Source organism: Actinoplanes sp. M2I2 (assembly GCF_023544445.1).
Classification (GTDB): Bacteria; Actinomycetota; Actinomycetes; order Mycobacteriales; family Micromonosporaceae; genus Actinoplanes.
This window is the reverse complement of the sequence record NZ_JALPVJ010000001.1, coordinates 433,187-453,544: the sequence shown is the minus strand read 5'-3', so window position 1 is coordinate 453,544 and position 20,358 is coordinate 433,187. Positions and strand designations below refer to the sequence as shown.

Sequence of the window (20,358 nt, the reverse complement as noted above, 5' to 3'; positions counted from 1 at the left end):
CCGGTAAGAACCTCAGGCGCTGATGGGCTGGGACATCGCGTTGACCGGGGCCGGCAGTTCGCCTCGGGCGCCCAGGTAGTCGTGGATGGCGGAGGCGGCGGAGCGGCCCTCGGCGATCGCCCAGACGATGAGCGAGGCGCCGCGGTGCATGTCGCCGGCCACGAAGACGCCGGGGGCCGACGTCTGCCAGGTGATGTCGGCGTCGAGGATGCCGCGGCGGTTGCGTTCGATGCCGAACTGTTCGAGCAGCGGCTGCTTCTCGGTGCCTTCGAAGCCGATCGCCAGCAGGACCAGGTCGGCCGGGAGGTCGCGCTCGGAGCCGGGCGCGACCGTGACCGTGCGGACGCCGTTGATGCGCTCCACGGTCACGTCGGCGACGCGGACGGCCTTCACGTTGCCGTTGCCGTCGTCGACGAACTCCTGGACGGCCACGCCGAAGACGCGTTCGCCGCCTTCCTCGTGGGCGGGGTAGTTGCGCAGGATGATCGGCCAGGTGGGCCACGGGTGCAGTTCCGCGGCCCGCGCCGACGGGGGCAGCGGGTACTGGTCGAGCTGGATGACGTTGGCCGCGCCCTGGCGGTGGGCCACGCCGAGGCAGTCGGCGCCGGTGTCGCCGCCGCCGATGATGACGACGTTCTTGCCGGCGGCGTCGATCGGGGTGGTGTCCTGCAGGCCGGCCACCACGCGGTTGGCCGGGACGAGGTGTTCCATGGCCAGGTGGACGCCGTTGAGGGTACGGCCGGGGGTGTCGTGGGCGTCCCGGCCGGCCAGGGCCCCGGCGGCCAGCAGCACCGCGTCGAAGCGGTCGCGCAGGTCGTCGGCGGTGACGTCCCGGCCGACCTCCACGCCGGTTTCGAAGACGACGCCCTCGGCGGCCATCTGGGCCAGCCGGGCGTCGACCACCGACTTCTCGATCTTGAAGTCGGGGATGCCGTAGCGGAGCAGGCCGCCGATGCGGTCGTCGCGTTCGTAGACGGTCACCGCGTGGCCGGCCCGGGCCAGCTGCTGGGCCGCCGCGAGTCCGGCCGGGCCCGAGCCGACGACGGCGACCTTCTTGCCGGTCGCCGCGGGTGCGGGCTGCGGTCGTACGAATCCCAGGTCGAACGCGTGGTTGGCGATCTCCACCTCGACCTGCTTGATGGTGACCGGGTCGTCGGCGATGCCGAGCACGCAGGCCGCCTCGCACGGGGCGGGGCACAACCGCCCGGTGAACTCCGGGAAGTTGTTCGTCGCGTGCAGCGACTCGGCGGCCGCCTCCCACGCGCCGGTCCGCACCAGGTCGTTCCAGTCGGGGATGCGGTTGCCCAGCGGGCAGCCCTCGTGGCAGAACGGGATGCCGCAGTCCATGCACCGGGTGGCCTGGTCGCGGATGAGCTCCTCGCCCGCGGGCGGGTAGACCTCGCGCCAGTCCTGGATGCGGACGGGCACCGGGCGGCGCTTGGGCAGCTGCCGCTCGTAGCGAAGGAAACCGTTCGGATCAGGCACTCTTGACCCCCATGACCGCCTCGTCGATGTTGCGACCGGCGGCTTCGGCGGTCCTGATCAGTTCCATCACGCGCTTGTAGTCGCGCGGCACGACGGCGGTGAACCGCTCGACGGCCGCGGGCCAGTCCTTGAGCAGACGCTCGGCCACCGTGGAGCCGGTCTCGGTGGCGTGCTTCTCGACGAGGCCGTGCAGGTTCTCCTGCTCCTCGGCCGTGAGCGGGGTCAGGTCGACCAGCTCGGGGTTGACCTTGGTGGGCGCCAGGTCGAGGACGAACGCGGTGCCGCCGCTCATGCCGGCGGCGAAGTTGCGGCCGGTGGGCCCGAGCACGACGACCGTTCCGCCGGTCATGTACTCGCAGCCGTGGTCGCCGACGCCCTCGACGACCGCCTGCCCGCCGGAGTTGCGCACGGCGAACCGCTCGCCGGCCCGGCCCCGCAGGAACAGCTCGCCGGCGGTCGCCCCGTACAGGATGGTGTTGCCGGCGATGATGTTGTCCTCGGCGACGAACGGCGCGCTGTCGTCCGGTCGCACGATGACCCGGCCGCCGGAGAGTCCCTTGGCCACGTAGTCGTTGGTGTCGCCGATCAGGCGCAGCGTGACCCCGCGGGGCAGGAACGCGCCGAACGACTGGCCACCGGTGCCGCGCAGGGTGAACGAGATGGTGTCGTCGGGCAGGCCGGCGCCGCCGTAGCGACGGGTCACCTCGCCGCCGAGCATCGCGCCCACGCTGCGGTTGTCGTTGCGGATCGCGACGTCGGCGTGCACCGGGGCGCCCTCGGTCAGGGCGGGTGCGGCCAGCTCGAGCAGCTTGTTGTCGAGGGCCTTGCCGAGCTCGTGGTCCTGTTCCCGGATGCCGCGGCGGGCCGCGCCCTCGGGCAGCTCGGGGACGTACAGGATGGGCGACAGGTCGAGGCCCTGGGCCTTCCAGTGGTCGACCGCCGGGCGCACGTCGAGGATCTCGGCGTGGCCGATCGCCTCGTCGATGGTGCGGAAGCCGAGCTCGGCGAGGTATTCGCGGACCTCTTCGGCGAGGAACAGGAAGAAGTTCTCGACGAACTCGGGCTTGCCGGTGTAGCGCTCGCGCAGCACCGGGTTCTGGGTGGCGATGCCGACCGGGCAGGTGTCCAGGTGGCAGACGCGCATCATGATGCAGCCGCTGACGATCAGCGGGGCGGTGGCGAAGCCGAACTCCTCGGCGCCCAGCAGGGCGGCGACGATCACGTCACGGCCGGTCTTGAGCTGGCCGTCGACCTGCACGGTGACCCGGTCGCGCAGCTTGTTGAGCAGCAGCGTCTGCTGGGCCTCGGCCAGGCCGAGCTCCCACGGGGAGCCGGCGTGCTTGAGCGAGTTCAGCGGGGACGCGCCGGTGCCACCGTCGTGGCCGGAGATGAGGATGACGTCGGCCTTGAGCTTGGCCACGCCGGCCGCGACGGTGCCGACGCCGATCTCGCTGACCAGCTTGACGTGGACCCGCGACCTCGGGTTGACGTTCTTGAGGTCGTGGACGAGCTGGGCCAGGTCCTCGATGGAGTAGATGTCGTGGTGCGGCGGCGGCGAGATCAGCCCGACGCCGGGGGTGGCGTGGCGGGTCTTGGCGATCCACGGCCACACCTTGTTGCCGGGCAGCTGCCCGCCCTCGCCCGGCTTGGCCCCCTGCGCCATCTTGATCTGCAGGTCGTCGGCGTTGACCAGGTATTCGCTGGTGACGCCGAAGCGGCCGGAGGCGATCTGCTTGACCGCCGAACGGCGCCGCGGGTCGCGGAGCCGGTCGACGTCCTCGCCGCCCTCGCCGGTGTTCGACTTGCCGCCGAGGTTGTTCATGGCGATGGCCAGCGTCTCGTGCGACTCCGCGGAGATCGACCCGTACGACATGGCGCCGGTCGCGAAGCGCTTCACGATCGCGGAGGCGGGCTCGACCTCGTCGATCGGCACGGGGGTGCGGCCGGTCTTGAACTCGAACAGCCCGCGCAGCGACCCGGCCTCGGCGGCCAGCCCGTCCACCTTCTCGGTGTACTTGCGGTAGACGTCGTACTGCTTGGACCGGGTGGCGTGCTGCAGCAGGAAGACCGTCTCGGGGTTGAAGAGGTGGACCTCACCCTCGCGGCGCCACTGGTACTCGCCGCCGACCTCGAGCCGGCGGTGGGTGCGCTCGGCCGGGTTGGCCGGGTACGCCTTCTCGTGCCGGGCCTTGACCTCGGCGTGGATGTCGGCCAGCGAGGCCCCGCCGATGCGCCCGTTGGTGCCGGCGAAGTAGCGCTGCAGCAGCCGGTTGTCCAGGCCGACCGCCTCGAACACCTGGGCGCCGCAGTACGACGACACCGTCGAGATGCCCATCTTCGACATGATCTTGAGGACGCCCTTGCCGAGCGCCTTGACGTAGTTGCGCACCGCCGCCTTGGGGTCGAGCCCCGCGAGCGAACCGGTGGCGATCAGGTCGTCGACCGATTCGAAGGCCAGGTACGGGTTCACGGCCGCGGCGCCGTAGCCGATGAGCACGGCCGCGTGGTGCACCTCACGGCAGTCGCCCGACTCGACGACCAGGGCGACCTGCGTACGGGTCTGCTCGCGCACCAGGTGCTGGTGCACGGCCGCGGTGAGCAGCAGCGACGGGATCGGGGCGAGATCGGCGTTGGAGTCGCGGTCGCTCAGCACGAGGATGCGGACGCCGTCCTCGATCGCCTCGGACACGTGCCGGCAGATCTGGGTGAGCCGGGCCTTGATGCCGGCCGCGCCGTCACGCAGCGGGTAGAGCCCGGAGACGCGCACCGCCTTGAAGCCGGGCAGGTCGCCGTCCTCGTCGATCGAGAGGAGCTTGGCCAGCTCGTCGTTGTCGATGATCGGGTGCGGCAGCACGATCTGCCGGCACGACGCCGGGCCCGGGTCGAGCAGGTTGGCCTCGGGACCGATGGTGGTCGACAGGCTGGTGACCAGCTCCTCGCGGATGGCGTCCAGCGGCGGGTTGGTGACCTGGGCGAACAGCTGGTGGAAGTAGTCGAACAGCAGCCGGGGCCGCTTCGACAGCGGCGAGATCGGGGTGTCCGTACCCATCGAGCCCAGCGGTTCCGCACCCGAGCGGGCCATCGGCCCGACGAGGATCTTCAGCTCCTCCTCGGTGTAGCCGAAGACCTGCTGGCGGCGCAGCACCGAGTCGTGGGTGTAGATGACGTGCTCGCGCGGCGGCAGGTCGTCGAGCTGGATCAGCCCGGCGTGCAGCCACTCGTCGTACGGCTCGGCCGCGGCCAGCTCGGCCTTGATCTCGTCGTCGTGGACGATGCGGCCGGCGTCGGTGTCGACCAGGAACATCTTGCCCGGTTGGAGGCGGCCCTTGGCGACCACGGTGGCCGGGTCGAAGTCGAGCACGCCGGCCTCGGAGCCCAGTACGACCAGCCCGTCCGAGGTGTGCCACCAGCGTCCGGGGCGCAGGCCGTTGCGGTCCAGGACCGCGCCGATCATCGAGCCGTCGGTGAACGCGACGCTGGCCGGGCCGTCCCACGGCTCCATCAGGCTGGCGTGGAAGCGGTAGAAGGACCGCCGCTTCGGCTCCATGCCCGGGTCGTTCTCCCACGCCTCGGGAATCATCATCAGCATGGCGTGCGGCAGGCTGCGCCCGGACAGGTGCAGCAGCTCCAGCACCTCGTCGAAGCTCGCCGAGTCGGACGCGTCGGGCGTGTTGATCGGGAACAGCCGCTTGATGCTGCCGGGCAACGTCTTGGACTGCAGCAGCGCCTCGCGGGCGGCCATCCAGTTCTTGTTGCCGCGGATCGTGTTGATCTCGCCGTTGTGGGCGATGAAACGGTACGGGTGAGCCAGCTTCCACGCCGGAAAGGTGTTCGTCGCGAAGCGTGAGTGGACCAGGGCGATCGCGCTCGACACGCGCTCGTCGACCAGGTCGGGGAAGAACGCGGGCAGCTGGTCGGGGGTGAGCATGCCCTTGTAGGTGATCGTGCGCGAGGACAGCGACGGGAAGTAGGCGGAGACGCCGCGCTGCGAGGTCTCCCGCTCGGCCTGCTTGCGGATGGTGAACGCCACCCGGTCGAGCTCGATGCCGCTCAACGGGGCGCCGGCCGGGCCCGCGGCGGAGCCGGTGAGCCGGTGCGCGGCCAGGAACACCTGCATGATCGCGGGGCGGGCGTCCTCGGCGGTCTGGCCGAGCCCGTCGGGACGCACGGGCACCTCGCGCCAGCCGAGGATGTCGCCCCCCTCGACCAGGGCGTACTTCTCGAAGACCTTGATCGCGCGGGCGCGCTCGCCGGCGTCGGTGGGCACGAAGACCAGGCCGGTGGCGTAGTGACCGGGGGCGGGCAGCTCGAAGCCGGCCACCGCGCGGTAGAACTCGTCCGGAACCTGGATCATGATGCCGGCGCCGTCGCCCGTGTTGTACTCGGCGCCTCGGGCGCCCCGGTGATCGAGGCGGATGAGTGCCGAGAGGCCCTTGGCGACCACATCGTGGGAGCGCCGGCCGTAGAGGTCCGCCACGAAGGCGACACCGCAGGCGTCGCGCTCCTGGGACGGGTCATACAGCCCCTGAGGGTGCGGAAAAGCCACCGGGCCTCCTGTCGTCACTGGTGTTTCGCTTCAAGGTCGGGACGACGTCGGCCCTGCAAAGTCTCTGAAGTCTACGTTAGTAGGTGCCGATCTCCGCCAGTTCAGATAGATCACACTTGAATCGGGCGCTCATCGACCTTCACGTCACTCATCGATCTTTACGGCAACGATCCATCTTTACGGCAAATGGGGTAGCCGGACAGCCGCAGTGGTTGGGTAGTCTCGCGCGGTGGCGCAACAGGATACCGACGTCTTCGTCAGGCTCGAGCGTTTTTACGATGCCCTGCCCCGGCCCTACGCACGGGCCGAGGAGTTCGGCGGGCTGGTGCTCTTCGTCCGCGAGGGCGAAGGCTGGCCGTACTACGCCCGCCCCCGGATAGGGGCGGACACTCCGTCTGCCGCCGATATTACTGCCGTCCGGCAGCGGCAACGAGAGCTGGGCCTTCCCGAGGCTTTCGAATGGGTGCACGAGACGACTCCCGACCTGCTCGCGGTGGCCCGCTCGGCCGGGCTCGGCGTGCTGCTCGCGCCGCTGCTGACCCTCGACCCGGCCGCGCTCGTGCCCGATCTGCCGGTCCAAGGCGGGACCATCCGCTTCCTCGACCCGGCCGGGCCTACCTTCGCCGCCGACCTGGCCGCCTCGCAGGCGGTGGCCCAGCTGGGCTTCGGCGCGCCCGCCTCGGCCGGGCCGGCGACGGGCGGCGCCCTGCTGATCGACCCGGCCGGTCCGGCCGAGCGCGACGCGGCGACCGGGCAGCTCAGCGAGGCTCTGATCACGAGCCAGCGGGAACGCAGCGCGTCCGGCGACTACTACACGGCGGTGGTCGATTCGGCCGACGGGATCCTGGCCACCGGCGCGGTCATGCGCTCCGGCGACGTGGCCGAGATCGCCGGGGTGGCGACCCTGCCGTCGGCCCGGCGGCGCGGCTACGCCTCCCAGCTCACCGCGGCGCTGGCCCGCCGTTCGCTGGACGACGGCGTCAGCCTGGTGTTCCTGTCGGCGGGCGACGACGACGTCGCCCGCCTCTACACCAAGGTGGGATTCCGGCGGATCGGCACGGCCTGCATCGGGGAGCCGGCCGCGGCGCCGCTGTAGAGCAGGGGCGCCGCGCCGGAGAACCGGCGGCGCGGCGCCGCTGGAGAGCCGGGCTGCCGCGCCGCTGGAGGACCGGGGCGCGCGGTGGCTCAGGAGCGCCGGCGGGCCCGGCCGAGGGTGGCGAACACGACACCCAGCAGGACGAGCAGACCGCCGGCCAGCGCGACCCACATCACCGGGGTGCCGGTGATCGGCAGACTGCCGCCCCCGCCGCTGCCACCGTCCGAGCCGGTCCCGGGAGCCGGGGCGGCCGTAGGTGCGGGGGATGCCGAAGGCGTCGGGGATGCCGTCGGCCCGCCACCGGCGGCGACGGTCACGACGTCGGAGATCACGATCCCCTGAGCCGCCTGCCCGGTCACCCGCGCGGTCGGCGGCGCGAGGACCCGGTAAGCCCCCGCGCCGGCCCGGGCCGTCGTGAAGGTGTACGTGCCGTCCGCGCGGGACACAGTGGTCGCCACCGTCGTCCAGGTGGCGCCGGCGCGTCTCTGCAGGGTGAGCCGGCGATCCGGGTTGTCCCAGACGAACGCCTCGCACGCGGAGAGGTCGCAGGCCCGGGTGAGCTTGATCGCCTTGCCGGTCACCGTGAGCTTGGCGCCCGTCCTGGCCTTCACGGTCAGCCGGCCGCCGTCGACCGGCACGGACACGCCGGTGTAGCCGAACCAGCCGTTCGGCGCCGTGCGGAGGCCGACGGCGAGCGGGGTGGGCCGCTTGGGGATCACGAACGACGTCGCCGTGGTCGGCTCGGCCAGGTGGTCGTAATCGGTGTAGACGGGCTGGGATGCGACCGGGATGTACCGGACGGGCACCACCGGGGTGTCGAGCGGGTCGCCGGGGTTCGGGTCCGTGTACTCGCCGGGTTTCCAGGTCATCAGGATGGTGCCGTCGGCCCGGGGCACCACCGAGGTGACCACCGCGGCGGGGTCCTGGTCGGTGTCGAACTCCGGCGAGTCGGCCGGCTCGCTCAGGGCGTTGCCGTCCGCGTCGACGACGGTCACCCGCACGCGAAAGTTCGCGCCGAACAGGCCACCCCACATCGGAGTCCGGTTGGGCCGGCCCGCCTCCACGAACTTCGGCTGCATGGAGATCCCGCCGCCGCCGATCAGTTCCAGCCGGGTGCGCGCGTCGCCGGCCTCGTCCCAGGTGATGACCGCCTCGGTGCGGGCGTCCGAGGTCCAGGCGAGCGTCACGTTGGTGGGCGCCGGCTCGCTGGGCGCCATAGCCACCGGCGCGCCGGTGGTCGCGGGTGAGAGGGCGAGCACAGCCGCCAGATAACCGAGCACGGGCGGAGCATAGCGCTGGGATCAGGCCCCAACGCTCTCGTCGATAAAGATTTGATAACGACTACGAGATTCGTCGCTACCAATGTCCTATTCGGTGCCGAGGACGACCCCGCCGACGATGTCGGCCACCGGCTCGCATCGGTCGGGGCCAGGCCGGAGCAGGCTCGGACCGGGCCGGGGCGGGCTGGAGGCCGGGGGTCGGATCGTGTCGGACTGAGGGCCGAGTGGCGGGCCCGTCAAGCCGGTGGTGACCACTCCGCGAAGGGTCCGCTGAGCAGGCGCGGGCGCAGATGTCCGAGAGCCGCGTCCCGGGCTCGCAGCGCGAGGCGGCCGCGGGCCCGCACCACCGCCGACATACGCTGCGTCTGACGGACCACGGTGGCCGCGCGTGGCTGCCGTACGCGGCTGTAGGCCTCCAGCGCGGCGGTCAGCCCGGCGCCCGGGGTGGCCTCGCCGGCCAGCGAGCGCAGGGTCGCCGCGTCCTCGAACGCCAGGCAGGCGCCCTGGCCCAGGTGGTGCGGCATGGCGTGGGCAGCGTCGCCGAGCAGCACCACGCCGCCCGGGCCGGAGGGGAAGGCGTACGCCCGCGGCAGCGGACGTAGCTCGCGCACCTCCCGCGGCACGAGGTCGCCGGCGTGGGTCGCGGCCAGCAGCTCCCCCACGGGCGGATGCCAGCCGGCGAACCAGCGCCGCAGCAGCTCCAGCTGGGTGGCCGGGGACTCGGGGCGGGGCGCGCCGGCCGCGGTGGCGATCCAGTAGACGCCGCCGTGGCCGGCCGCCCGGTCGCCCAGCGGGACCGACACGAACCGGTAGCCGACGCCCAGCGTCTCGCCGCCGGCGGCCGGGCCGCCGGAGCGGGACGGCAGCCGATAGCCGGGGACGACGGCCTGCCATGCGGCGAAGCCCGAGCCGACCGCGACGGACCCGGGCGCGAGGATCCGGCGGATCGTGCTGTCGATGCCGTCGGCCGCCACCACCAGGTCGGCCTCGATCTCGGTGCGGCCGTCACCGACGACCGGGCGCAGGCCCGGACCCGTAAGGATGGTCGTGACCCGGAAACCGGTGCGGACCTCGACCCGGTCGCCCAGGCCGGCCACCAGCGCGTCGTACAGGTCTTCGAGGTGGACGGCGGAGCCGGCGCCGGCCGCGCGCGGGGCGACCAGCCACTGACCGTCGGGGCGGCGCACCCCGCCGTCGGCCAGCGGGGAGGCGATCATCGACCAGCCGCCGTCGGGGTCGAGGGACTCCAGCGCCCGCCGGCCGTTGGGCCACAGCACCAGCGCCGTGGGCGGTGCGGCCACGCGCTCGGCGCTCTCCAGCAGCACGACGTGCCAACCCGAGCGGGCCAGGGCGCCGGCCGTGGTCAGCCCGGCCAGCCCGGCGCCGACCACGACGGCGGTGCGCACCCGGGTCAGCGTTCGTCGACGCGGGACTCCGGGTCGGCGTCACCGCCGGCAGGCTTGTCGCGGCCCGAACCGGCGGCCTTGCCGGTGGCCAGCAGGGCCTCGCCCGCCCCGGCCGGGCCGGCCGGGTCCCGCTCGACCGGGTGGCCGCCGGCGGCGATCTCCTCGGCCATGTCGGCCGGGGTGTCGGGCGGCAGGATCCCCGTACGCCGGTAGGCCTGGAACCTCGCCTCGCTGACCACCTGGTAGCCCTTGGGGATGGCGCTGCCCGACGGCTCGGCGGCGGCGGTGACGTCGACCTGGGACACGTCGCCGGTCGCGGACGGCGCCGACTCGGTCTCGGGCGCGTCGTCGGGCACCACATAGGCCCGCGGACCCTTGACGACCAGGAAGTAGATGAGCGCGCCGAGGAAGACGACGATCGACGTGAAGACGTTGAGCCGGACACCGAACAGGCGGTTGGCCTCGTCGACGCGCAGCATCTCGATCCAGGCCCGGCCCACCGTGTACGCCATCACGTAGAGCGCGAACGCGCGGCCCCGGCCGAACTTGTACTTCCGGTCGGCCAGCCACACCAGCAGGGCGACGCCCAGGTTCCACAGCAGCTCGTAGAGGAACGTCGGATGGTAGAGATCGGGCAGCGTCACGGCCTGACCGTCGATGCGGGTCGCGTGCCCGGGGTTCGACCTGTCCATGTCGTGGACCTCGAGACCCCACGGCAGCGTGGTGACCTTGCCGTAGAGCTCGTTGTTGAACCAGTTGCCGACCCGGCCGACCGCCTGCCCGACCGCAAGCCCGGGGGCCAGCGAGTCGGCGACCACGCCCAGCGGCAGGCCGAGCTGACGGGCGCCGAGCCAGGCGCCCACCGCGCCGCCGAGCACCGCGCCCCAGATGCCGAGGCCACCCTCCCAGATGTAGAGGGCCCGGACCGGGTCACCACCGGCGCCGAAGTAGTCCTGCGGGGACGTCGCCAGGTGGTAGAGCCGGGCGCCGACGATGCCGAACGGCACCGCCCACACCGCGATGTCGAGCGAGGCCCAGCGGGCCACCCCCCGGCTGCGCAGCCGATACTCCATGATCAGGCAGGAGGCGACGATGCCCAGCACGATGCAGATCGCATACGCCCGCACGGGCAGGCCGACCACGTGCCAGACGGAGGTTGTCGGACTCGGTATCGCGGCGAGGTTCACGGATGCATACGCTACCGGGTTCGTTCGCGTCTACTTCGCCGGGTTGCGCACACCCTCGGCCAACTCCGCGCTCAGGGCACGGAGCCGGGACAGCCCGGTGGCCGGGTCGGGAGCCTCGAGCACGCAGCGGATCAGGGCGCTGCCGACGATCACCCCGTCGGCGAAGCCGGCCACCTCGGCCGCCTGCGCCCCGGTGCCCACGCCGAGCCCGACGCCCACGGGCATGTCCGGGTTGGTGTGCCGGATCCGGTCGACCAGGTCGGGCGCCTGCGACGACACCGACGTCCGGGCGCCGGTGACGCCCATCAGCGCGGTGGCGTAGACGAAACCGCGGCACTGCGCGACCGTCATCGCAAGACGGTCGTCCGTCGAGGAGGGCGAGACCAGGAACGTACGGTCCAGCCGGTGCTCGTCGGCGGCGGCGATCCACTCGGCCGCCTCGTCCGGGATCAGGTCGGGCGTGATCATGCCGGTGGCGCCGGACGCCGCCAGGTCGCGGGCGAACGCGGCGACCCCGTACTTCTCGACGGGGTTCCAGTAGGTCATCAGCACGACCGGGACGCCCGCGCTCGCGACCGCCTCGATGATCCGCAGCGTGTCGCGGGTGCGCACGCCCCGGCTCAGCGCGATGTCGCTGGCCCGCTGGATGACCGGGCCGTCCATGACCGGGTCGGAGTAGGGCAGCTCGACCTCGATGACGTCGCAACCGGCCTCGTGCATCGCGATCATCGAGGCGATGCTGTCGTCGACGGTCGGGAAGCCGGCCGGCATGCAGCCCACCAGCACCGCGCGGTCCTCGGCCCGGGCCTTGTGGAAGACCTCCGCGATGCTCACGAGTTCTCCCCCGGGACCAGCGTCTCGACCTGGTCGAGGATGCCGAAGTAGGCGCCCGCGGTGTGCACGTCCTTGTCGCCGCGGCCGGACAGGTTGACCACGATCGTCGGCGTGCGGCCCAGCTCGGCCCGCAGCACCGGCGCGATGCGGGCGACCCCGGCCAGGGCGTGCGCGCTCTCGATGGCCGGGATGATGCCCTCGGTGCGGCACAACAGCTGGAACGCGGCCATGGCCTCGTCGTCGGTCACCGGCTCGTACGTGGCCCGGCCGGTGTCGTGCAGCCAGGCGTGCTCGGGCCCGACGCCCGGGTAGTCCAGACCGGCCGAGATCGAGTGCGACTCCACCGTCTGGCCGTCCTCGTCCTGCAGCACGTACGTGCGGGCGCCGTGCAGCACGCCGGCCGAGCCGCCGGTGATCGAGGCCGCGTGCCGGCCGGTCTCCACCCCGTCGCCGCCCGCCTCGAAGCCGTACAGCTGCACGGCCTCGTCGGGGACGAACGCGTGGAAGATGCCGATCGCGTTGGACCCGCCGCCCACGCAGGCTGCGACCGCGTCGGGCAGCCGGCCGAGCTGGGTCAGGCACTGCTCGCGCGCCTCGACGCCGATGCCGCCCACGAAATCGCGCACGATCTCGGGGAACGGGTGCGGGCCGGCCGCGGTGCCCAGCAGGTAGTGCGTGGTGTCGACGCTGGCCACCCAGTCGCGCAGCGCCTCGTTGAGGGCGTCCTTGAGGGTGCGGGAGCCGTTGGTGACCGGTACGACCGTGGCGCCGAGCATGCGCATGCGGGCCACGTTGAGGGCCTGCCGCTCGGTGTCGGTCTCCCCCATGTAGACCACGCACTCGAGGTCGAGCAGGGCCGCCGCGGTCGCGCTGGCCACTCCGTGCTGGCCGGCGCCGGTCTCGGCGATCACCCGGGGCTTGCCCATCCGCTTGGCCAGCAGGGCCTGCCCCAGCACGTTGCGGACCTTGTGGGCGCCCGTGTGGTTGAGGTCCTCCCGCTTGAGCAGGATCTCGGCGCCCAGCTTCTCGGAGAGCCGCTCGGCCCGGTAGAGCAGCGACGGCGTGCCGGCGTAGTTGACCAGCAGATCCTGGAACCGGGCCTGGAAAGCCGGATCGGTCTTGGCCGACCGGTACGCGGCGTCGAGCTCATCGAGCGCGCGGACCAGCGCCTCGGGCACGAACCGCCCGCCGTATCGCCCGAAATGCCCGGACAGGTCGGGCAGGGCCGGGGCGCTCATCGGACCGGCCGCGGTGTCGCGGGGTGGTTGCCGGCGTTGACCAGCTCGGCCACCGCGTCGCGGGGCGACTTCTGGGTGACCAGACCCTCGCCCACCAGCACGGCGTCGGCGCCGGCCGACGCGTACCGGATCAGGTCGTGCGGCCCGCGCACCCCCGACTCGGCGATCTTCACGACGTTGTTGGGCAGGCCGGGCGCGATGCGCTCGAAGACCGACCGGTCGACCTCGAGCGTGCGCAGGTCACGGGCATTGACCCCGATGACCTTGGCGTTCGCCTCCAGGGCACGGTCTGCCTCCTCCTCGTTGTGCACCTCGACCAGCGCGGTCATGCCGAGCGACTCGATGCGCTCGAGCAGGCCGACGAGCACGTTCTGCTCGAGCGCCGCGACGATGAGCAGCACCAGGTCGGCGCCGTGGGCGCGGGCCTCGTGTACCTGATAGCTGGAGACCACGAAATCCTTGCGGAGCACGGGGATCCGCACCGAGGCGCGGACGGCCTTGAGATCGTCGAGCGACCCGCCGAACCACCGGCCCTCGGTGAGCACGCTGATGCACCGGGCGCCGCCGGCCGCGTACTCGCCGGCGAGCTCGGCCGGATCGGGAATGTCGGCCAGCGCGCCCTTGGACGGCGACGACCGCTTCACCTCAGCGATCACCGCCACGCCGGGCTTACGCAACGCCGCATAGGCGTCGATGGCCGGTGGGGCCGCGGCGGCCGCCTCCCGAACCTGCTCCAACGGCACCTGCTCCTGCCGGGCCGCCACGTCCTCGCGCACTCCGGCGAGGATCTCCTCCAGCACGTTCTGCGGTCCGCCAGAACCCGCTTCCGCCTGCTGATCGGATGTCACGAAATGACTCCCCTCTCCGGGTGTCCTCCGCCCGATGCTAGGAGGTCGCGGTCACGGGAGGCCGCCCGGGGTACGACCCGCCACACCAGGTGGCCTGGGGCATAATGCGCCCTGCTCCGGCGCGTTCTGTCTCTTCCGTCACAGCGGTCCCTTCTCTCCGGCGCCTTGTGCAGGGACACCTCATCTGATCGGTGGATCCCACGGCGCGTTGACCGACACGTCACGCACCGGAAATACGGTCCGGTCAGGATGAGTCCCAGGCAAACTGATCCCGGCGTCCCGCACGCCAGCCAGTTCCGAGCGATCGATGTGGAGTTTCCCGTGGCCGTCATCCGGACTGCTCCGGCCGAGCCCGCCGGTTTCGTCACCATCTCCCGCGCCCTCGTCTCCGCGGCCGCCGACCTCGTCACCGGGGTGCAGCGGCGCGTGGTCGGCGACGACAAGGTGCGCACGGCCCGCGACAACGCCTGGGCCGCGACCCTCGAGGACCGTGCCCGGCACGAGGCCCGTGCCGAGCTGACCCGCGAGGTCGCCGCCCTGGTCGCCCGCCGCCGCGCCGACCGGCAGCGCGCCGACCGACGCCTCGTCGACGCCCGCTGAACCCGGCACCTGCTGAAACGGCACCCGCTTAATCGACGCTCGCTGAGTCGGCGCTCGTTGAGTCGGCACCGGCCGCTCGGCCGATCCCGGCCGGTCGGACGCTGACCGTCAGGCGGTGGGGTCGTCGCCGCGGTCCAGGGAGTCCCACGCCGCGCGGTTGTCGACCGGCTTGGTGTTGAGACCGGCGGGCGCGGGCGCCGCGCTTTCCGGGGCCGGGCTCCGGTCGTACCGGGCCGACATGCGTGGCCAGCGATGACCCAGACGGGCCGCGGTGAGGCCGCCCAGCGCGATGACCACGCCGCCGACGGCGCAGGCCACCGGCCACACCGTGGCGCCCGCGCCGGCCGAACCCGGATCGAGACCCACGCGGCCGGCGATCGCGCCGGCCGTCACGCCCAGACCGGCCACGGTGAGCAGCCCGCCCAGGCCGCGCCGGACCCAGCCGTGCGTGGCCAGCAGCGCGCCCGTGCCGGCCAGCCCGACCAGGGCCAGGCCGATGACCCAGGGCGCGACGTCGGCGCCGGTGCGCACCGTGCGCAGCTCGGACAGGCCCGGACGCGGCGTCTCCAGCACCGACCAGGTGCGGGTGGCGCCGTACGCGGCCAGGCCCGCGCCGGCCAGGCAGGCCAGCAGCGACAGCAGATAGGAGCGGCGGCTCATCGAGCCGCGCGCAGGGTCTCGGCCGAGGCGATCGCGGCCAGCACCGCCGCCGCCTTGTTGCGGGTCTCCTGCTCCTCGGCGGCCGGGTCGGAATCGGCCACGATGCCCGCCCCGGCGCCCACGTAGGCCACGCCGTCCTTGATCAGGGCGGTGCGGATGGCGATCGCCATGTCCATGTCGCCGGCGAAACTGAAGTAGCCCACCGTGCCGCCGTACAGGCCGCGGCGGGTCGGCTCGAGCCCCTCGATGATCTCCATGGCGCGGACCTTGGGCGCCCCGGACAGCGTGCCGGCCGGGAACGTCGCGGCCAGCGCGTCGAACGCCGACCGGTCGTCGCGCAACTCGCCGGTGACCGTCGAGACGATGTGCATGACGTGGCTGTACCGCTCGATGCGGGCGAACTCCGGCACCTCGACCGAGCCGGCCCGGCACACCCGCCCCAGATCGTTGCGGCCCAGGTCGACCAGCATGACGTGCTCGGAGCGTTCCTTGGGGTCGGCCAGCAGCTCGGCGGCCAGCGCGTTGTCCTGCTCCGGGGTCGCGCCGCGCCAGCGGGTGCCGGCGATCGGGTGCAGCAGCGCGCGCCGGGTGCCGCCCTCGTCCGCGCTGACCTTGAGGTGCGCCTCGGGCGACGAGCCGACGATGTCGAAGTCGTCGAACCGCAGGAGATACATGTAAGGGCTCGGGTTGGTGGCCCGCAGCACCCGGTAGACGTCGAGCGGGTTGGCGTCGGTGGGCCGCTCGAAGCGCTGGGCCACGACGATCTGGAAGCACTCGCCGGCCCGGATCGCCTCCTTGGCCTCCTCGACGGCCTTCTGATACTCCCCCGGCGCGGTCCGGCTCACCGGCTCGGCGGCCGGCCGGCGTTCCACGGTGGAGATCATCGGTGGGGTCGGCCGGGACAGTGCCGTGGTCATCGCGTCGAGCCGGCCGACGGCATTGTGATAGGCCGCCCGCTTGGCCTGGTCGTCGGCGTCGGCCGCCAGCACCGCGTTGGCCACCAGGACGGCCGAGCCGTCGTAGTGGTCGAGCACGACCAGGTCGGTGGCGAGCATCATGCCGAGCTCAGGCAGCGCGAGGTCGTCGCTCGCCTGACCGGGCAGACGCTCGAACCGGCGGACCAGGTCGTAGCTCAGATAGCCGACCATGCCGCCGGTCAGCGGAGGCAGACCGTCGGCGGCCGGGCCGTCGGCGAGAGCGGCCACGGTCTCGCGCAGGGCGGTCACCGGGTCACCGTTCAGGGGTACGCCCGCGGGCGGGGCGCCGAGCCAGTGCGCCTCGCCGTCCCGCTCGACCAGCGTCGCCGCGCTGCGCACACCGACGAACGAGTATCGCGACCAGGCCGCCCCGGACGGGCCGGCGCCCTGCTCGGCCGACTCCAGCAAAAAGGTGCCGGGACCGCCGGCGAGTTTCGTGTAGACCCCGACCGGCGTCTCCCCGTCGGCGAGCAGCCGCCGCGTCACCGGCACGACGCGGCGGGTCTCCCGCAGGAAGCCGGCCTCGTCCGGGAAGACGACCCCGCTCGTCATGACCGCGTCTCCACCGGGGAGCCGCCGGCCGTCACCGGGAGGTCGCCGGTCGTGACCGGGAGGTCGCCGGTCGTGACCGGGAGGTCGTTGAAGAAGCAGGTGTGCTCGCCGGTGTGGCAGGCCGCGCCGATCTGCTCGACCGTGACCAGCAGCGCGTCGCCGTCGCAGTCGAGGGCGACACCACGCACGTACTGGTGATGGCCCGAGGTCGCGCCCTTCACCCAGTACTCCTCGCGGCTGCGCGACCAGTAGGTCGCGCGCCCGGTGGTCAACGTGCGGTGCAGCGCCTCGTCGTCCATCCAGGCCAGCATGAGCACGTCGCCAGTGCCCTGCTCCCGCACGATCGCCGCGACGAGCCCGTCGGGGGTGCGCTTGAGCCGGGCCGCGATCGCCGGATCCAGTTCGGTCTTGACTGCCACGTGACCGATTCTCCCCCATCGCCGGGAGTACCCCGAGCCCGCCCGACACGGGTGACGGTGGCCCGGCGGTCCAGGGCCGGGAAGCGGCGCCGGCGGGCTCGGGCGGGGCCACGATCCGGGCACGGGTAGTGCCTCCGAACCGCCGGTTCGGTACCGTCGTCGTGCGTTGCACCCAGCCAGGGGTGCTGATGACCGCCTCCCGAGAGGGTAACCGCAGCTCACGTGAGCGGGTGGCGGAGCCGCAGCGACGGGAGTCTCAAACCGATGGAGCCGACGTCCAACCCCGACAATGCTCGGGCGACGCGCGGGCTGGCCCGATTCTGGCCGGCCCACCGCGACGCCGACAGCGAGGCGGCTGCGTCCGATCCCTCGGCCGCGGCCGGCTCCCTTTCGGGTGAAACCGAGATGGTCGCCCTCGGCTCGCGTCGAACGTCGGAAGGCCTCGGCGCTTCGGTCAGCGGGCCGCCCAGCCCGCAGCCGCCCGCCGGTGAGCCCGTCGCGGGTGGTCCGCGGCTGCCCTTCGCCGCCGGCACCTACGGTCCCAACGGCACGTCGACCACCTACGGTTCCGGGCCCTCGGCTTCGTACGGCCGGCCCGGCGCACCGTCCGGCGGCCCCGAGCCCACCGGCGGCTCCCAGCCCACCGGCGGCAACGGCTCCCTCGGCGGCGGCCCCACCGCTAGTAACGGCCCGCTCGGCGGCGGCCCGACAGGCAGCAACGGCCCCCTCGGCGGCGGCCCGACAGGCAGCAACGGCCCCCTCGGCGGCGGCCCGACAGGCAGCAACGGCCCCCTCGGCGGCGGCCCCACGGGCAGCAACGGCCCGCTCGGCGGCGGCTCGGGGGGCAGCAACGACCCGTTCGGTGGCGACACGCCGCCCCGGGGTGACGGCCCGCTCGGCGGCACCGGTTCGCGGGCCGGCGGATTCGGGCTCGACGGCCCGACCGGCGAGAACTTTCCGCTCGGGGCCGGCCGCCGGGCCGGCGCCGGAGACCCGTTCGGGTTCGGCGATCCGGCCGACGACAACTCACCGCCCGACGCCACCGCCCGCGACGGCGAGCCGGCCGGGCGGAGCGGACCGGGCGCCGGCTTCGCGACCCGCGGAGCGGCCGAGACGGACGGCGGCCGGGACGCCACGAACGCGCCCTCGCCGGTCAGCGGCCCACCCGCGCCCGTCAGCGGCCCACCCGGACCGGCCGGCGGGTCGCCGCAGCCGGTGAACGCGGGTCCCGCACCCGCGAGCGGCCCTCCCCGGCAGGTCAGCGGTCCGCCCGCCGCCACCGACGGCCGGGAGCAGCCGGACCGCGATCCTGATCACTCCCGCGCCGCGGGCGAGAGCGCCGATGGGCGCCCGGCCGTAGAGTCCGGTCGAGGTAATCCCTGGGAACGGGACTTCGGGGGCTTCGGACTGGGCGGGCGTAACAGCCGGTTCCTGTTCGGCGGGCGCGATCCGGCCGAGCCGCGGCCGGGCCTCAACGGGCACGCGCCGGGCGAGGTCAACGGGCGGGCCGCGGGAGCGGACCGGCCGGCCGTTCCGGGCGCCGCCGGCCACGGGGAGGACCCCGAGCACGCGGAGACGCGAGACGAGAACGGGCGTGATGACATGAACGGACGGGCCGGTTTCCCCGGTGTCCCGACCTCCGGCGCCGGATCGGCCGCGCCGGTCTCCGGCTCGGGCGACGTGCCCGGCCGCCGCGCCGCCCCGAGCCCGGAGAGCGACGAGGCCACCGGCCGGCGGTCCTTCACCGGCTCCGGCGAGGCCGGGCGCCGCGCCTTCCCGGGCCTCGGCGACGACGAGCCCGGCCGCCGTGCCTTCCCCGCCGCCGACGCGGGCCGCAGCTTCCCCGGCGCCGACGGCGCCACCGGCCGCCCGCCCTTTCCCGGTTTCGCGACCGACGACCTGAGCAGCCACCGGACCGCTGCGGACAACGACGACCCCACCGGTCGCCGAACCGCTCCGGGCAGCGACGACCCCACCGGTCGCCGAACGGCTCCGGGCAGCGACGACCCCACCACCCGCCGAACGGCTCCGGGCAGCGACGACCCCACCACCCGCCGGACCGCTCAGGGCGACGACGACGCCACCGGCAACCGCGGCGCCCTGGGCGGCAACGACGCCACCGGCCACCGCGCCGACCCGGGTCCGGACGCGCCGACCGGCCGCCGCGTCTTCCCCGCCGCCGAGAGCGGCCTCGCCTTCTCCGGCAACGACAGCAGCGGCTTCCCCGGCAGCGACAGCGGCAGTTTCCCCGGCAACGACAGCAGCGGCGGCTTCCCCGGCACCAGCGGCAGCGCCGATGACTTCACCGGCCGCCGCGGCGCCCCGGAAGACGACCCGCGCCGGGCGGCTTCGGGCTGGGCTTCGGTGCCCACCTCGACCCACCCGATCGTCGGGCCGACCTCGTCGCCGCCGGTCTCCGCGCCGCCCGCCTCGAGCGCCCCGGTCTCGGCCGCGCCCGTGTCCGGCGGGCCGGTCTTCGGCACGAGCTTCGGCCAGCCCCCGTCCTACACGCCCGGCCTGCCCGACCCGTCCGCCGGTCCGGTGTCGGGTGTCCCGGCGCCGCGCGCGGCGGTCAGCATCCCGGTGCCCGTGGCCAAGCCGCAGCCGCCCCGGGCCGACCCGGGCCGTGACGAGAAGCAGCGCGATGAGAAGCAGCAGGTGAGCATCAGCTTCGGCGACGCGCCGGCGGCGCCGCGGCCGGAACCGGAGCCGGAGCCGGACGAGTCGGACACCCGCGCGCCGTCGCCGCGCCGCTCGGCCAGCCTGGAGGACGCCGAACCGGCCCGTCGCGGCCGCCGCGCCGCCACGGACGAGATCGGCGACGAGGCGCCGCTGCGCCCGGGGGATGTCCCGGCCGGGCAGATCGCGTTCTGGGACGAGGACGCCGTGCGTCACTTCCGGGCGGCCTGGCACGAGGTGAAGGCCGAGTTCGTCGACGACCCGGTGACCGCCCTGACCCGGGCGCACGACCTGCTCACCGACGCGGTCAACGAGCTCACCGAGGCCCTGCTGGCCGAGCGGGACGAGCTCGACCCGCTCCGTGGCACGGGCACGCCCGACACCGAGAGCATGCGGATGGCGATGCGGGGCTACCGCGAGTTCCTGGATCGCATCATGACGCTCTGAGCCGAGAAGAAGACCCCGGTCCCCGTACACGGGCCGGGGTCTTTTTCGATCTCGGAATTCATCTACCGTTGAGTTCAACGCCTGATGAATTCTGTGGGGGTCAC

General features: G+C 73.4%; 14 protein-coding genes. 3 read left to right on the top strand and 11 right to left on the bottom strand.

Annotated features, from left to right (window positions below; all coding sequences use genetic code 11):
* Positions 1 to 12 precede the first annotated feature (12 nt).
* Together HJC40_RS02165 and gltB are read right to left on the bottom strand one after the other, a co-directional pair.
* A complete protein-coding gene (locus tag HJC40_RS02165) occupies positions 13 to 1,485 on the bottom strand; it encodes a glutamate synthase subunit beta (RefSeq protein ID WP_249997892.1) in 1,473 nt (490 codons plus the stop codon).
* Entirely contained in the window at positions 1,478 to 6,049 is a 4,572-nt protein-coding gene (gltB, locus tag HJC40_RS02160; protein WP_374271048.1) for a glutamate synthase large subunit, read from the bottom strand. Before gltB ends, HJC40_RS02165 begins: the two co-directional genes overlap by 8 nt.
* A 211-nt stretch (positions 6,050 to 6,260) precedes the next feature.
* On the opposite strand from gltB, the gene HJC40_RS02155 reads away from it, so the two are divergent.
* Positions 6,261 to 7,127 carry a GNAT family N-acetyltransferase gene (locus HJC40_RS02155; protein ID WP_249997890.1) on the top strand — a complete coding sequence of 289 codons (867 nt, stop codon included), beginning with the start codon at positions 6,261 to 6,263 and terminating at the stop codon, positions 7,125 to 7,127.
* Between the two features lie 89 nt (positions 7,128 to 7,216).
* Here the strand turns inward: HJC40_RS02155 and HJC40_RS02150 are convergent, their stop codons facing one another.
* From HJC40_RS02150 to trpC, 6 genes are all read right to left on the bottom strand, one after another.
* The gene (locus HJC40_RS02150) at positions 7,217 to 8,407 is read right to left on the bottom strand and encodes a hypothetical protein (RefSeq protein ID WP_249997889.1); all 1,191 of its coding nucleotides are present in this window, start codon (positions 8,405 to 8,407) and stop codon (positions 7,217 to 7,219) included.
* A 236-nt stretch (positions 8,408 to 8,643) separates the two neighbouring features.
* Complete coding sequence (locus HJC40_RS02145) at positions 8,644 to 9,813, bottom strand: NAD(P)/FAD-dependent oxidoreductase (protein WP_249997888.1); 1,170 nt, start codon at positions 9,811 to 9,813, stop codon at positions 8,644 to 8,646.
* Positions 9,814 to 9,818: 5 nt separating this feature from the next.
* Positions 9,819 to 11,000, bottom strand: a complete 1,182-nt coding sequence (gene lgt / locus HJC40_RS02140) for a prolipoprotein diacylglyceryl transferase (RefSeq protein WP_249997887.1) — start codon at positions 10,998 to 11,000, stop codon at positions 9,819 to 9,821.
* 30 nt (positions 11,001 to 11,030) lie between these two features.
* The gene (gene trpA / locus HJC40_RS02135; RefSeq protein WP_249997886.1) at positions 11,031 to 11,834 is read right to left on the bottom strand and encodes a tryptophan synthase subunit alpha; all 804 of its coding nucleotides are present in this window, start codon (positions 11,832 to 11,834) and stop codon (positions 11,031 to 11,033) included.
* Complete coding sequence (gene trpB, locus HJC40_RS02130; RefSeq protein ID WP_249997885.1) at positions 11,831 to 13,072, bottom strand: tryptophan synthase subunit beta; 1,242 nt, start codon at positions 13,070 to 13,072, stop codon at positions 11,831 to 11,833. The genes trpA and trpB overlap by 4 nt, the downstream gene beginning before the upstream one ends.
* A complete protein-coding gene (trpC, locus tag HJC40_RS02125) occupies positions 13,069 to 13,872 on the bottom strand; it encodes an indole-3-glycerol phosphate synthase TrpC (RefSeq protein WP_249998214.1) in 804 nt (267 codons plus the stop codon). The genes trpB and trpC overlap by 4 nt, the downstream gene beginning before the upstream one ends.
* Before the next feature lie 369 nt (positions 13,873 to 14,241).
* On the opposite strand from trpC, the gene HJC40_RS02120 reads away from it, so the two are divergent.
* Entirely contained in the window at positions 14,242 to 14,520 is a 279-nt protein-coding gene (locus HJC40_RS02120; protein WP_249997884.1) for a hypothetical protein, read from the top strand.
* Positions 14,521 to 14,628: 108 nt separating this feature from the next.
* Here the strand turns inward: HJC40_RS02120 and HJC40_RS02115 are convergent, their stop codons facing one another.
* From HJC40_RS02115 to hisI, 3 genes are read right to left on the bottom strand one after another with little or no spacing between them, the layout of a single operon-like run.
* Complete coding sequence (locus tag HJC40_RS02115) at positions 14,629 to 15,180, bottom strand: Trp biosynthesis-associated membrane protein (RefSeq protein WP_249997883.1); 552 nt, start codon at positions 15,178 to 15,180, stop codon at positions 14,629 to 14,631.
* Complete coding sequence (locus HJC40_RS02110) at positions 15,177 to 16,709, bottom strand: anthranilate synthase component I (protein ID WP_249997882.1); 1,533 nt, start codon at positions 16,707 to 16,709, stop codon at positions 15,177 to 15,179. The genes HJC40_RS02115 and HJC40_RS02110 overlap by 4 nt, the downstream gene beginning before the upstream one ends.
* Entirely contained in the window at positions 16,706 to 17,251 is a 546-nt protein-coding gene (hisI, locus tag HJC40_RS02105) for a phosphoribosyl-AMP cyclohydrolase (protein ID WP_374271047.1), read from the bottom strand. The genes HJC40_RS02110 and hisI overlap by 4 nt, the downstream gene beginning before the upstream one ends.
* Before the next feature lie 141 nt (positions 17,252 to 17,392).
* Between hisI and HJC40_RS02100 the strand changes: the two genes are divergently transcribed.
* Positions 17,393 to 20,254 (top strand): hypothetical protein, encoded by a 2,862-nt coding sequence (locus HJC40_RS02100; RefSeq protein ID WP_249997880.1) that lies wholly within the window; start codon positions 17,393 to 17,395, stop codon positions 20,252 to 20,254.
* Positions 20,255 to 20,358: the final 104 nt, after the last annotated feature.

Coding starts and splice junctions, on each gene's coding strand:
- trpB (WP_249997885.1), bottom strand. CDS start 13,072: ATGAGCGCCCCGGCCCTGCCCGACCTGTCCGGGCATTTCGGGCGATAC.
- HJC40_RS02115 (WP_249997883.1), bottom strand. CDS start 15,180: ATGAGCCGCCGCTCCTATCTGCTGTCGCTGCTGGCCTGCCTGGCCGGC.
- HJC40_RS02110 (WP_249997882.1), bottom strand. CDS start 16,709: ATGACGAGCGGGGTCGTCTTCCCGGACGAGGCCGGCTTCCTGCGGGAG.
- HJC40_RS02100 (WP_249997880.1), top strand. CDS start 17,393: ATGGAGCCGACGTCCAACCCCGACAATGCTCGGGCGACGCGCGGGCTG.